This window comes from Streptosporangium sp. NPDC006007 (genome assembly GCF_040614315.1).
In the GTDB taxonomy this organism is placed as follows: Bacteria; Actinomycetota; Actinomycetes; order Streptosporangiales; family Streptosporangiaceae; genus Streptosporangium.
Genome location: NZ_JBEXUG010000017.1, coordinates 50,250 through 63,818, shown reverse-complemented (window position 1 = coordinate 63,818; position 13,569 = coordinate 50,250). Strand labels below are relative to the sequence as shown.

Sequence of the window (13,569 nt, the reverse complement as noted above, 5' to 3'; positions counted from 1 at the left end):
GGCCAAGCACGACGGCTGCCGGGGTGTGGCCACGGCCGTGACCACACCTCCCCGCGGGCTCGCCCGGCCCCTTGCAGGAATTCTTCACAAGAATGAGATATTAAGGAGATTATCTACACATGGAGTACGTGTGACAACACTGGTCATCGGCGTCGACGGCGGGGGGACGAGCACTCGCTGTGTGGTGGCGACGGACTCCGGCGAGGTGGCCGGACGGGGGTACGGCGGCGGGGCCAACGCGCTCTCGGCCGCCGCCCCCGGCGCGAGCCTGCGCTCCGCGCTGCGGGAGGCGCTGGGCGATCTCGACCCGGCCCGGGTGACGGCCGGGGTGTTCGGGCTGGCGGGCGCGGACTCGGCGCGCGAGCGGGCCGAGTCGATCGCCGTGGAGGCGTGGCGATCGGCCGGGCTCTCCGGGCGGCCCTCTGTGGTGCCCGACATGCTCGTGGCCTTCGCCGGGGCGACCGACGAGCCGTCGGGAACGGTCCTGATCGCGGGCACCGGCGCGGTGGCCGCGCGGATCGAGGACCGGCGGATCGTCCGCCGGGCCGACGGGTACGGCTGGCTGCTCGGCGACCAGGGGTCGGGGACGTGGATCGGGCGGCGGGCCGTACAGGCCGTGCTGGCCTCGCTCGACGGGCGGGCCGGGCCCACCGCTCTGTGCGGGGCGCTCCTCGGCGACCTCATGTCCGGCGGCGTGTCCGGCGGCGCGGTCCATCCCGAGGATGCCGGGACCGGTCCCGGGGAGGCTCCCCCCGGCGGCACGCCGATCCGGTGGCTGGTGAACACCGTCCACGCGGGTGTCGCCGAGACCGGGCCCTCGTGGCTGGCACGGCTCGCGCCGGTGGTCGAGGCGGCGGCCGGGGCGGGCGACGCGACGGCGGCGGAGATCCTCCGGGAGGCCGCCCGGCGGCTGACCGGCACCGTCCGGTCGCTGGGCCCCTGCCCCGGCCCGCTGGTGCTGGCGGGCTCGCTGCTCACCGAGCCGACGCTTCTGGCCGCACGGGTCCGCGCCGGCCTTCCGGGCGCGGTGATCACCGCCCGCGACGGCGCGGCCGGAGCCGCCGCGCTCGCGCTGCACGCCACCGGGCCCCCTGCCGGGTGCACCTCCGGCCGGGACGCCGACGCCCGCGCCGCGCACCGCCGGCTGATCCGCGATGGGCGATGAGCGGCGGAGGCGGCTCCCCGGCGGGAGCCGTACCCGGTCCCGCGCCGAAGGGCCCCGGACCGGGGGCATCGCCGGAGCCGGGGGCGTCCGCCGGGACGCCGCGGCGCGGAGACCGTGCCGATCACGAGGGTTCCGACAGGAGGAAATGACAGAAAATTCCTTCCAGTGCATTGAAAGTGAAAGAAAGTGCCATTAGCCGGTAATCTACCCGGAGACGTCTCCGCGAAGGGTGCCTCCATGCCGCACAGCAGCCCCGGTCTGGCCCGGCTGGCCATGACCGTGCTCCAGCCGGGCTTCGACGGCGTCTCGCCGCCCGGCTGGCTGCGCCGGGCGCTCGCCGAGGGGCTCGGCGGGGCGGTGCTGTTCGCCCGCAACCTCGAAGGTCCCGAGCAGACGGCCGGGCTCGTGGCGGCCCTGCGGCGGGAGAACCCCGCCGTGGTGGTCGCGGTGGACGAGGAGGGCGGCGCGGTCACCCGGCTGGAGGCCGGGACCGGCAGTTCGTGGCCGGGCAACCGGGCGCTCGGCGTGGCCGACGACGTCGAGCGGACCCGGCTGGTCGCCCGGGAGATCGGCCGCCTCCTCGCCTCCGCCGACATCACCCTGGACTACGCCCCCGTGGTGGACGTCAACGCCAACCCGGCCAACCCGGTGATCGGCGTCCGCTCCTTCGGCCCCGACCCCGGACTGGTCGCGCGGCACGGCGCGGCCTGGATCAGCGGGCTGCAGAGTGCCGGGGTGGCCGCCTGCGCCAAGCACTTCCCCGGCCACGGCGACACCGTCACCGACTCCCACCACGCGCTGCCGACCGTGCACGCCTCCGCCGGACTGCTCGGGGAGCGTGACCTGCCGCCGTTCCGCGCGGCGGTGGAGGCGGGGGTACGGGCCGTGATGTGCGGTCACCTGCTGGTTCCGGCGCTCGATCCCGTCAACCCCGCCACGCTGAGCAGGCGGATCTTGACCGGGCTGCTCCGCGAGGAACTGGGCTTCGGCGGCGTGCTGGTCACCGACGCGATCGAGATGGGCGCGGTCGCCGCCCTGTATCCGCCCGGCGAGATCGCGGTCCGCGCGCTGGCGGCGGGGGCGGACGCGATCTGTGTCAGCAGGTCCTCTCCGGGCGGCGAGAGCGTCCACGCGCTGCGCGACGCGATCGTGGAGGCGGTGCGCGACGGAAGCCTGGCCGAGGAGCGCCTGGCCGAGGCGGCGGCGCGCGTACTCGCCCTGGCCGCCTGGCACGCCGAGAGCACCGGGGACACCGGGGACACCGCCGGACCGAGGATCCCGGGGCGGGACCGGCACGGGGAGCCCGGCCGACCCGGAGGACGCGACCGGGGCGGGAGGCACGGCCGACCCGGAGGACGCGACCGGGGCGGGAGGCACGGCCGGGACGGGGAGGGAGACCGCCGGAACGGGGCGGGAGATCGGCCCGGGGACGGCGAGGAGCTCGGCCTGCTGGCCGCCCGCGCGGCACTGCGCGTGGTCGTGGCGGGAGACCGTACGGCACCGGGCGCCCCGGTGGTTCCGGGCGCTCCGCCCCGGTTCGCGCGACCACCGCTGATCCTCGACATCGCCCCCCGGCTCAACCCGGCGGTCGATCCGGACATCCCCACCGGCCTTATCGGCGCCGTGACCGAGCTGCTTCCGGGCACCACGGGACACACGATCACCGCCGAGGCGGCGGAGCTGCCGGACATCGGCGACCTCGGGCGCCCGCTCGTGCTGGTGGTGTACGACGCCGCGCGCCACCCGTGGGTCCGGGAGCTGCTGGCCCGGGCCGTCCGGCTCCGCCCCGACGCGATCGTCGTCGAGACCGGACTGCCCGGCGAGCCCTGCGGCGCCGTGTACGTCGCCACGCACGGAATCTCCCGGGCTTCGGCCCGTGTCGTCGCACAGTGGCTGGCCGGCGGCCGGAGGACCTGATCTCACGGTGGCCGACAGGCTTGATCTCAACAGAAAAAGGTACCCCCATGCTCGACCAGAACGGCCCCACCCCCGTGAACCTGGTGGCCACCGTGCGGGCCATCCTGCCCTCGCTCACCCCCGCGGCCCAGGGCATCGCCCGCCTCATCCTCGACGACCCCGCGTTGGTGGCCCGCAGCACCATCACCGAGTTCAGCGCGGCCGCGGGGACGAGTGAGGCCACGATCGTGCGCACCGCCAGGGCCCTCGGCTTCGCCGGCTACTCCCAGCTGCGGTTCGCCCTGGCCGGCGCGGTGGCGCGGCAGGCGCCCGAGCGGCTGGTCCCGGGCGACCTGGGGCCCGACGACCCGCTCACCGACGTGATCGCGAAGGTGGCCAGGGCCGAGTCCGAGGCGCTGGCCGACACCGCGGCGCAGCTGAACCCGGACCGGCTGGGCCTGGTCGTCGAGGCCGTGGCCGGTGCCCGCCGGGTGGACGTCTACGGAATCGGCGCCTCCGGTCTGGTGGCGGGTGACATGGCGCAGAAGCTGATGAGGATCGGCCTGCCCGGCCACTCCTTCACCGACGCGCACCTCGCCCTTACCAGCGCGGCGCTGGTAAGGGCCGGCGACGTCGCGGTCGGGGTGAGCTGCACCGGCGAGACCCCCGATGTGCTGGCGCCGATGGGCGTGGCGCGGAAGGCGGGCGCGACCACGGTGGCGATCACCAACAACCCGCGCTCCGCGCTGGCCGAGCTCGCCGACCACGTCCTGGTCTCGGCCGGCCGGGAGACCGCGTTCCGCCCCGGCGCGCTGGCCAGCCGGATCAGTCAGCTCCTGATCGTGGACTGCATCTTCGTCGGCGTCGCACAGCGAACCTTCGAGACCTCGGAGGCGGCGCTCCGGGCCACCAGGGACGCGCTTGGCGACTTCCTGGCCGACACCCGCCGTCGCGGCAGGTGAGGGTGGCACAGGCCACCGTCTCCCGCGCCTGCGAGGAGGTGAGTCGCGGGGAATCGGCGCGGCGGCCTGCCGTGCCCCGTCTCCCCGGCCCGCACGGAGGTTCTCCCCGGCCCGCACGGAGGCGAGGAGCGTCAGGACAGGCGCAGGGCCTCCGCCGCGACGGCGTGCCGCAGGTCGCGGATGCCCGGACGGCCCCGGACGGGGTGCACGTTGTTAGTCAGCAGCACGGCGGTCAGGCGGCGCTCCGGGGCCACGACGACGGAGGTGCCGGTGAAGCCCGAGTGGCCGTAGGCGCCGGTCAGCGGACCGGCGACGGCGGGGTCGTCGATGCGCACCCCCAGCCCCTGGCCGAACGCCGCCCCCCTGACGCCCTGGTCGCGGGTCATCTCCGCGACCGTGTCCGGGCGCAGGATCGGCGCTCCGCCGGTGCGCAGCGCCTCACCGAAACGCAGCACGTCGTCGGCGGTGGCGAAGATCCCGGCATGTCCGGCGACCCCGCCCAGGCCGTGGGCGGTCTCGTCGTGGACCTCACCGCGCACGCATCCGGGGCCGGCGCGCCCGGGCATGTACTCGGTGGCGGCGATCCGGGGCAGCAGCGACGGCGCGGGCCGGTATCCGGTGTCCGGCAGGCCGAGCGGCCCGGTGATCCGGGTGCGGAGCAGTTCGTCGAGCGGAGCCGCTCCGGCGATCTCCGCCACCCGGCCCGCGATGATCAGGCCGACGTCGGAGTAGAGGTGGTGGCCGCCGGGTGGACGCGACGGCGGCGTCGAGACGACGCGCGCCAGGCGGGCGGCGTGGACCTCGGGCCCGTCACCGGGGATCTCCTCGTGGGCCCGGTGACCGGCCGGCAGGCCCGCCGTGTGGGTGAGCAGGTGCCGCGGGGTGACCCCGGGGGGCGCGTCCGGCAGCCAGGCCGTGACGGGCTCACCCAGGTCGAGGCGCCCCTCCTCGGCCAGCGACAGGACGACGACCGTCGTGAAGAGCTTGGTGAGCGAGGCCAGATCGAAGATCGAGTCGCGGCGGGCGGCCGGACGCCCGGCCAGGAGCGCCTCGGAGGGGCCCGAGTACCGGACGAGCTCCCCCACCGCCCCCGCGGCCACCGTGGTCCCGCCGACGGAGATCACCGCGACCGCCGCCGAGCACACGCCCGGCACGGCCGCGGCCAGAACGGCGCCGAGCCGCCCGGATCTCCCGGGGACGCCGATCACTCCGGCCGCCCCGGAGGACTCAGGCACCCCGCGCGTCCTCCGAGGCCCGTTCCCCCGGCCCCGCCGGCGTTGCCCGGGCCGCCTCCAGGTTGTCGCCGTGCCCGTCCAGCAGGGCGCGGGCGTCGTCGGGGCCGAGGCCCTGTTCGATCATCAGCACCGCGACCTTCACCTGCCACCCCGCCGCCTCCAGCGCGGGACGGGCGACGGAGAGACTCGCGCCGGTGATGTCGCCGACCATCCGCGCCGCACGTCCGGCCAGCTTGGAGTTGATCGCGGACATCTCGATCATGCTGTTGCCGTAGGTCCGGCCCAGCCTGACCATCGCGATCGTGGAGATCATGTTGAGGATCAGCTTCTGCGCGGTCCCGGCCTTGAGCCGGGTCGAGCCGGCCACCACCTCCGGGCCGACGATCACCTCGATCGGGTGCAGCGCCGCCCCGGAGAGCGGGCTCCCGGCGTTGCAGGAGAGCGACACGGTCAGCGCTCCGCGGCGGCCGGCCTCGGCCAGCGCGCCGAGCACGTACGGGGCCCGGCCGCTGGCGGAGACGCCCACCAGGGAGTCGAGCGCCCCCAGCCGCCGGCCGGCGATCGCGGCGGCCCCCGCGGCGGCGTCGTCCTCGGCGCCCTCGACCGAGTGGGTCAGCGCCGGCTCGCCGCCCGCGATGATGCCCTGCACCAGGTCGGGGTCGGTGCCGAAGGTCGGCGGGCACTCGGAGGCGTCCAGTACGGCCAGCCGGCCCGAGGTCCCGGCGCCCACGTAGAACAGCCGGCCTCCGGCCTTCATCCGGGCGACGACGGCGTCGACCGCGGCGGAGATCACCGGGATCGCCGCGGCCACCGCGGTCGGCACCGTGGCGTCGGCCGCGTTCATCAGCCGGGCGACCTCCTCGGTGGGGAGCCGGTCGATCCGGCTGTAACGCGGATCGCTCCGCTCGGTGGACAGGTCGGCGAGTGGATCAGTCATGGCATTCCATGTTGCTAATTTTCATCAGACTCTTCCAGGGTGGAAATTATCTTTCGTCGGGTGTGGCCGGCTCCGCCGCCCGGCCCGTCACCGCAGCTCCCTGCGGTAGAGCCAGAAGACCCGTTCGGCGCGCGCGCCGACCGCCCGGGAGTAGAAGCCGAGAGGCCCCACCCAGGAGATCTGCGCGCTCGTCAGGCCCGCCGCCCGCTGCTCGGCCAGGCAGCGGCACAGCAGCACCCGGCCCACGCCGAGCCCGCGGGCCGCCGGGGCGGTGCCCATCGGACCGAACCAGGCGGGCCTGGCGCCCCACGCGGCGAAGCCGAGGATCTCACCGTCACGGGAGGCGTAGTGGCAGCCGGTCGCCTGCTCGGCCTCCCAGGCCCAGTTGCCGTTCCACTGTCTGCGGACGAAGGCGGCCACGGCGTCCCGCTCCTCGCGGCCGGCCGCGTGCACGGTGACACCGGCGGCCGCCAGCCGTACCAGGTCGGCCTGGACCGACAGGTCGGCGGTGAGATCGACGGTCATGTTCCATGCGGTTCTGTACCGCTGGTAGCCGAGCTCCTCGGCCAGGCAGGCCGCGGGCGTGTAGCGCACGTCGATGCCCGGCCAGGCGTAGCAGGGCGGGTTGCCGGCGAACCGGGCCTCCGTCGCCCCCTCCGCGCGCAGCCACTCCTCGGCCGCGGCGACCAGCGCGCGGCCCCGCCCCTCCCCCCGGGCCCCGGGGACCACCGCGAGCAGGTCGATGTGGCCGAGGGATCCGTCCTTCTCCGACATCGAGGCGAACAGCACGCCGTCGAGGTCGCCGCTCACCAGCGCCGTCCACCGGCGCCCCGGAGGCGGCTGCGCGAGGCGGGCCACCAGCGGCGACGCCTGCGCGGCGTCCAGGGTGAGCGCGGCCCGCGCGACCTCGCCGAGCGCCGTCGCGTCCGCGGCGACGGCCTCACGGACCCCCGGCGACGTCGCCGGACCCGTCGTGCCCGACAGACCCGGCGCGCCCATCGTGTCACCCCCTCCGTTCTCGCCGCCCGTGCCGCCTCCCCCGGTTCCGCCGCTCAAGCCCGTCACCCCCCGCCGACCGGCATGGCGACGACGCTGCGGCTCATGGGGTGGTGGCAGGCGTGCTCCTGGGGCGTGCCCCCGCCGTGGCCGAGCAGCGGCTCCTCGGTCAGGCAGCGCTCGGTGCCGAACGGGCAGCGCCGCGCGAACAGGCAGCCCGTGTCGCGGTGGCTCTCGTCGAGCGCCTCGGTCGGCACCACCACCTGCTCTCCGGGCCGCTCCAGGCCGTGCAGCACCGGAATGGCCGACAGCAGCGACTGGGTGTAGGGGTGGACCGGGTCGGAGATGATCGTCTCCACCGGCCCCCGTTCGACGACCTGCCCCCGGTAGATGACGTAGAGCTCGCCGTCCGCGCCGATGTAGCGCGCGGTCGCCACGTCGTGGGTGATGAACAGCACGCTCACCCCGAGCCGCTCGCGCAGGTCCTTCAGCAGCGCCAGGATGCCCAGCCGCAGTGATACGTCGATCATGGAGACGGCCTCGTCGGCGACGAGCATCTCGGGGTCCACGGTGAGCGCGCGGGCGATGACCACCCGCTGGCGCATCCCGCCGGAGAGCTGGTGCGGATAGCGCGGCAGCACGTAACCCGGGTCGAGGCCGACCAGGGAGAGCAGTTCCCCGGCCCGCTCGTCCACCCACGACCTCGGCCGGCGGGTCTGCCCCGCCCGCAGCGTCAACGGCGCGTTCAGCGTCTGGTGCACCGTGCGGGTGGGGTTGAGCGCCGAGTAGGGGTCCTGGTGGATGAGCTGGATGCGGCGGAAGTACGGTTGCCGCTGCCTCGGCCGGAGCGAGGACATGGCGGTGCCGTCGATGACGATCTCACCGGAGTCGTGGGGCTCCAGCCCGGCGATGATCCGGCCCAGCGTCGTCTTGCCACAGCCGGACTCGCCGATGAAGGAGGCCGCCCCGCCCTTCTCGATGGCGAAGTCGACGCCGCGCAGCGCCTTCACCTCCCGGCCGGCGAGCACTCCGCCCCGCTGCCGGAAGGTCTTGGTGACACCTCTGCCCGTGATCACGCCTGTCCCCCCTGTCCTCTCCGTACCCCGGCGACCTGCGGTACTCCCCCGGCCGCCCGTATCCCCTCGTCCCGTCTCTCCTCGTCAGATCCCCCCGCGCCCGGTATCTCGTCGATCGCCCACACGTCCCCGGGCTCCCAGGTCCGCGCGGCGGTCGCCGGTCCGTCGCGGCGGGCCTTTGCCGCGACGGCGTGGCAGGCCACCAGCGACTCCCCCTGGGAGAGCACCGGCGGATCCTCGGTCTCGCAGACGTCCGTCCGCAGGACGCAGCGCTCCCGGAACACGCACCCCTCGGCCGGGATCGTGCCCAGCGTCGGCGGGCGGCCCGGCAGGGCCGTGGCCTCGCCGATGTCGCCGACCAGGCGCGGTATGGCCTGGAGCAGGCCCCGGGTGTACGGGTGCCGGGGAGCGCCGAGCACCTGGGCGGTCGGGCCCTGCTCGACGACGCGCCCGCCGTACATGACGGCCAGCCGGTCGGCGACCTCGGCCACCACGCCGAGGTCGTGGGTGATGACCAGCGTGGTGAGCCCGCGCTCCTCGTGCACCTCGCGGACGATCCGCAGGATCGTCGCCTGGGTGATCATGTCGAGCGCGGTGGTGGGCTCGTCCAGCACCACGAGGTGGGCGTTGAGCACCAGCGCGAACATGATGCCGACCCGCTGGCGCATGCCGCCGGACAGCTCGTGCTGGTGGGAGTCGAGCACGCGGGCTCCGTCCATGCCCATCCGGCCGAGCAGGTCCCTGGCCTCCCTGACGAGTCCGCGCAGGTCCGCCACGTCGTGCGAGCGGCCCAGGTCGAGCAGTTGTTTGCCGATCGTCTTCAGCGGGTTGAGGGAGTTCTGCGCGGCCTGGAAGACATAGCCGATGTGCCGCCCCCTGGCCTTGCGCAGCGCCTCCCCCGTCAGCCTCACGACGTCGCCGAGACCGTCGATCTCCACACTGCCCGCGCTGATCCTGCCGGGCGGCTGGACGGCGTTGAGCAGCGACAGCGCCAGGGTCGACTTGCCGGAGCCCGACTCGCCGACCACCCCGGTGATCGAGCCCGGCACGAGCTCAAGGTCGATCCCGGAGACGGCGGGAAGCTCCCCGGCCGGTGTCCGGTAGACGACGGACAGGCCGCTGACCCGCACTCCCGGCGCGGTTCTCCCCGCGGTGCCCTTAACGGTGCTCTCAGCGGTCACGGCTACCTTCTCGGATGTCATGGGCGCCCCTACTCCTCACGCAACCGGGGGTTGAAGATCTCGTCCATGGCGTCGACGACGAGCACGATGCCCAAGGTGAGCAGCAGGATCGCCAGCAGCGGCGCCATCAGGTACGGCAGTGCCGAGGTCGTCGTCAACGCGCCGCCCCCGAACACGGCGAGGTTGAGCATCACACCCCAGTTGTTGGCCTCGAACGGCAGCACGCCCAGGAAGAAGAGCCCCACCTGCGCGTACACCGCGCCGGTCACCGCGATGAGCATGTTCATCGCGATGAAGGGCGCCATGCTCGGCAGCAGTTCCCTGCCGACGATGTGCGTGGTGGACAGCCCCAGACCCCTCGCCGCCTCGATGAACCCGCGCTCGCGCAGGGACAGGGTCTGGGCCCGTACGGCCCGCGCCACACCGCCCCAGCCGAGCAGCCCGAGCACCAGCCCCATCTCGACCGCGCTGCTGAACTTCCACACGGTGGACAGGATCAGCAGCAGCGGCAGACCGGGGATGGTCAGCTTCATGTCGGTGATCCGCATGAGCACGGTGTCCCAGCGCCCGCGCCGGAAGCCGGCGAACAGCCCGATCCCGGTGCCGAGCGCGACCGTGATGACCGCGGTGACCAGCCCGGTCAGCAGCACATACCGCGATCCGGTGATCACCAGGGCGAGCACGTCGGTACCCTCGAAGTCGGTGCCGAAGGGGTGTTTCCAGCTCAGCGGGGCGTAGAGCGCGCTGTCGTCGCGCGGCAGCCGCTCGGGATAGAGCATCGGGCCGAAGACGCCCATGAACGCGAACAGGGCCATGATGGCCACGCCCAGCATCCGGCTGGGCTTGCGCTTCAGCACCCGCCAGACGCCGCGCCAGAAGTTGCGCCGCAGGGTCGCGCGGGAGCCGCTCACGGCGATGATCGGTGCGGTCACCGGGTCTCCTCCCCCGTCTCCGCGGCGGGGACACCGTCCCCGCCTGTCGTCTCGCTCAAGGCGGCCATGCGCCCATCCGGGTGCCCGGCCGGGTGCCCGGTCATGTGTCGGGTCGTGTGCCCGGTCATGCGGAGGTCCCCTCTCCTGAGCGCACCCGCGGGTCGATCGCGGTGTAGAGCAGGTCGGCCGCGATGTTGGCGATGACGATCGCCACGGTGATCAGCAGGAAGGCCCCGCCCATCAGCGCGTAGTCGCGGCTGGTGATGCTGTCGATGAGCAGCAGTCCCAGTCCCGGATAGTTGAAGATCCGCTCGATGAAGATCGCGCCGCCGAAGAGCAGGCCCAGCGAGAGCGCGAGGATGGTGAACAGCGGCAGGATCGCGTTCCGGGCCACGTAGCGGAAGATGATCCCGCGTTTGAGCCCGCGCAGTTCGGCGGCGAGGATGAAGTCGTCGCCGAGCACGCTGACCACGCTGGACTTCATCGCCAGGATCCAGCCTCCGTAGGAGGCCAGCGCGTAGGTCGCGATCGGCAGCGTGGCGTGCTGGATCAGCGAGCCGATGTAGGCGGCGTTGAAGCCCGGCTCGAACATGATGTCCGCCGTGCCCCCCGAGGGCAGGATCGGCAGCAGGGTCGTGAAGACGGCGCCCAGCAGCAGCGCGAGGACGTACTGCGGCAGGCCGTGCAGGAGCGAGCCCGAGATGGCCAGGACGTCGCCCAGCCTGCCCGACCGCCTGATCGCCGCGTAGACGCCCACGATGATGCCGACCAGGAAGCTCAGCAGGGTGCCCACCAGGACCGGCAGCAGGGTCCACTTGGCCGCCGAGGCGAGCACGTCGGTGACCGCCGCGCCGGGGATGCTGACCGACTGGCCCAGGTCGAGGCGGAACAGGCCCGATATGTAATCCAGGTACTGCTCCCACATGGTGCCGCTCGGCATGAACCCGTAGAGCACCGCTGTGGCGCGCTCGGCCTGCTCCGGCGACATGCCCTGCTCGACGAGCTTCTCGTAACGGGCGAGCATGGGATCACCGGGGATGTTCCTGATGATCAGGAAGCTGATCGTGGTGACCACCAGGATCATGACGAGCCCTCGGGCCAGGTGGCCGGCGAGCCGGCGTGCGATGACCATCATCCGCTACTTCTTCTTGATCATGCCGAGTTGCAGCCAGACACCGGAGGTGAGCCGCAGCGCGTCGCTGTCGTTCTGCGGGAAACCCGTGAAGCGCGTGGTGTTGACGAACTGGGTGTTGACGTAGTCCCACATCTGAATCACCGGAAGATCCTGGTTGGCGACCTTGGCGAGGGTCGCGATGATTTTCTGCTGTTCGGCACGAGAGGCCGAGTTGAGGTTGAAGGCCAGCTCACCGGGGTTGACCTTGCCGGCGCCCTCGACCTTCACGGTCTCGGCGCCGCCCATCCAGTTGCCCTCCGTGCCGGGGGCGACGTGCTTGAGCCTGCCGCCGAAGAGCTGCCAGCCGTTGGCCGCGCCGTACAGGCGCTGGTAGATGTTGTAGGGCACGGGGCCGAGCGCGACCAGCCAGAACCCGACGTCGTACTTACCGGCCGCCAGCTCCTCCAGGTAGAGGGGGTAGTCGGCGGTGGTGACCACCTCGGCGTCGATCCCGGCGTCGTTGAGCTGGCTGGTGACGGCCTTGGCCCCGGCCAGCCAGTCGGAGAACGGCGCGGGCACGCTGATGGTCAGCTTCCAGGGGCTGCCGTCCGGCATCGCCCACTTGCCGCCCTGCTTGCGCATGCCCGCGGCCTTCAGCTCCCGCTCGGCCTTGGCGGGATCCAGCCCGTACGGTTCCAGCGCGGCGAAGGAGTCGCCCAGCCACGCCTTCGCGGCCTTCTGGTGCAGGCCCGAGGTCGTCACCGCGGCGGCTCCGCCCTCCGGGGAGGCGACCTTGGTGACCTGCTCACGGTTGATCAGGTAGGCCAGCCCCCGGCGGACGTGCGCGTTGTCGTAGGGCTTCTTCGACTGGTTGAAGGCCAGCGCGTTGCCGACCGGCGTGTATCCCCTGACGACGGTGTTGCCCGGAGTCTGGTCGATGCGCTTCAGCACGTCGGTCGGGACCGCGGTGAAGGGCGCGTTGTCCAGCTTCCCGGCGATCAGGTAGTTCCAAATCCGCTCGTTGCCGGTGTAGCCGAGGATCTTCACCTGGTCGGGGGCGACCTTGGCCGCGTTGTGGAAGTTCTTGTTCTTCACCAGCAGCGCCTCGCCCGGATTCACCCGCTCCAGCACGAAGGGACCGGCGGAGACGTCCTTGGCCGGGGCGAAGGAGATGACCTTCTCGGCGAGGCCGGTGACCTCGGTCCGCGCCGCCTCGGCCTGAGGGCCGTCGCCGCGGGCGGTCTTCAGCTTGTCCCAGAAGTCGGCGGGCAGCACGCCCTTCCAGATGTGCGCCGGGACGACGAAGGTCTCCATGACGCCCCGCACGAAGGTGGAGCTCGGGTTCTTCCCCGACTGGGTGACCCTGATCGTCCTGTCGTCGACGACCTCGACGTCGGCGGCCGTGCCGGAGACGCGCGGGTCGACGGCGTAGGCCGTACCGCCCTGGGTGTAGGCCAGGGCGATCGAGAGCTTGACGTCCTCGCTGGTGATCGGCTTGCCGTCGGACCATCTGCCGTTCGGGTGGAGCCTGATGGTGATCGACGACTGGTCCGGGGCGATCTCCCAGCTCTCCGCGACGCCCGGGTAGAACTGGTTGGGGTCGGTCAGGTGGTTCTTGGTCCACGCGAGCCACTGGGAGTTGTACCCCTGGAAGGCGTTGCCCTTGGGGTTGTACGGGTTGATCGGCGCGTTCGCGTCGATCCCCGGCTTGAGCGCGTCGATCGTGGTGTAGGTGCCGCCGCCCCCGGCGGCCCTGTCTCCGGCGCCGCCGGCGCATGCCGTGACGGTCGCGAGGCCGAGCGACGCCACTACCGCTGCTAGTCGTTTCATTAACCGCTCCATGTGGGGGTCTGTCAAAACTGGAAGCCGGGTTCTCCGGACCTTACGATCCCCAGGGGAGCTACGTCAATTATCTCCACGTAATATACGAGTCCTGTAACTTTCCTTCATTGATCGTTGTGCGTCGTTTGGCGCCATCCGCGCATGAGATCGAAATCCCGGCATCCCCGCAGGTCACGGCCTTGAGCGGCCCGACGGGCGCCGCCGGCCCCCGGCTCCCCGGCGGTCCGGATAGA

At 72.8% G+C, this 13,569-nt stretch carries 11 protein-coding genes; 3 read left to right on the top strand and 8 right to left on the bottom strand.

Annotation, left to right across the window (positions count from 1 at the left end):
* Positions 1-130 precede the first annotated feature (130 nt).
* The 3 genes from ABZ194_RS15775 to ABZ194_RS15765 all read left to right on the top strand — a co-directional run bounded on the left by ABZ194_RS15775 (position 131) and on the right by ABZ194_RS15765 (position 4,023).
* On the top strand, positions 131-1,165 hold the full coding sequence (locus ABZ194_RS15775) for a BadF/BadG/BcrA/BcrD ATPase family protein (protein WP_355596632.1): 1,035 nt from the start codon (positions 131-133) through the stop codon (positions 1,163-1,165).
* 237 nt (positions 1,166-1,402) lie between these two features.
* Complete coding sequence (locus tag ABZ194_RS15770; protein ID WP_355596630.1) at positions 1,403-3,082, top strand: glycoside hydrolase family 3 N-terminal domain-containing protein; 1,680 nt, start codon at positions 1,403-1,405, stop codon at positions 3,080-3,082.
* A gap of 47 nt (positions 3,083-3,129) precedes the next feature.
* On the top strand, positions 3,130-4,023 hold the full coding sequence (locus ABZ194_RS15765) for a MurR/RpiR family transcriptional regulator (protein ID WP_355596628.1): 894 nt from the start codon (positions 3,130-3,132) through the stop codon (positions 4,021-4,023).
* A 131-nt stretch (positions 4,024-4,154) separates the two neighbouring features.
* Here ABZ194_RS15765 and ABZ194_RS15760 read toward each other — a convergent pair whose 3' ends face one another.
* The 8 genes from ABZ194_RS15760 to ABZ194_RS15725 form a co-directional block, all read right to left on the bottom strand.
* Positions 4,155-5,258, bottom strand: coding sequence for a serine hydrolase domain-containing protein (locus tag ABZ194_RS15760; protein ID WP_355596626.1), 1,104 nt, complete (start codon positions 5,256-5,258; stop codon positions 4,155-4,157).
* Positions 5,251-6,195 carry an N-acetylmuramic acid 6-phosphate etherase gene (murQ, locus tag ABZ194_RS15755; protein WP_355596624.1) on the bottom strand — a complete coding sequence of 315 codons (945 nt, stop codon included), beginning with the start codon at positions 6,193-6,195 and terminating at the stop codon, positions 5,251-5,253. The genes ABZ194_RS15760 and murQ overlap by 8 nt, the downstream gene beginning before the upstream one ends.
* A gap of 87 nt (positions 6,196-6,282) precedes the next feature.
* Positions 6,283-7,251 carry a GNAT family N-acetyltransferase gene (locus tag ABZ194_RS15750; protein WP_355596622.1) on the bottom strand — a complete coding sequence of 323 codons (969 nt, stop codon included), beginning with the start codon at positions 7,249-7,251 and terminating at the stop codon, positions 6,283-6,285.
* Between the two features lie 5 nt (positions 7,252-7,256).
* Positions 7,257-8,267 carry an ABC transporter ATP-binding protein gene (locus ABZ194_RS15745; RefSeq protein ID WP_355596620.1) on the bottom strand — a complete coding sequence of 337 codons (1,011 nt, stop codon included), beginning with the start codon at positions 8,265-8,267 and terminating at the stop codon, positions 7,257-7,259.
* The gene (locus ABZ194_RS15740) at positions 8,264-9,469 is read right to left on the bottom strand and encodes an ABC transporter ATP-binding protein (protein ID WP_355596618.1); all 1,206 of its coding nucleotides are present in this window, start codon (positions 9,467-9,469) and stop codon (positions 8,264-8,266) included. The genes ABZ194_RS15745 and ABZ194_RS15740 overlap by 4 nt, the downstream gene beginning before the upstream one ends.
* Positions 9,470-9,477: 8 nt before the next feature.
* Positions 9,478-10,380: an ABC transporter permease gene (locus ABZ194_RS15735; RefSeq protein WP_355596616.1), complete on the bottom strand. Its 903-nt coding sequence runs from the start codon at positions 10,378-10,380 to the stop codon at positions 9,478-9,480.
* A 124-nt stretch (positions 10,381-10,504) separates the two neighbouring features.
* Positions 10,505-11,515: an ABC transporter permease gene (locus ABZ194_RS15730; RefSeq protein ID WP_355596614.1), complete on the bottom strand. Its 1,011-nt coding sequence runs from the start codon at positions 11,513-11,515 to the stop codon at positions 10,505-10,507.
* Between the two features lie 3 nt (positions 11,516-11,518).
* Positions 11,519-13,324: an ABC transporter substrate-binding protein gene (locus tag ABZ194_RS15725; protein WP_355596612.1), complete on the bottom strand. Its 1,806-nt coding sequence runs from the start codon at positions 13,322-13,324 to the stop codon at positions 11,519-11,521.
* Positions 13,325-13,569: the final 245 nt, after the last annotated feature.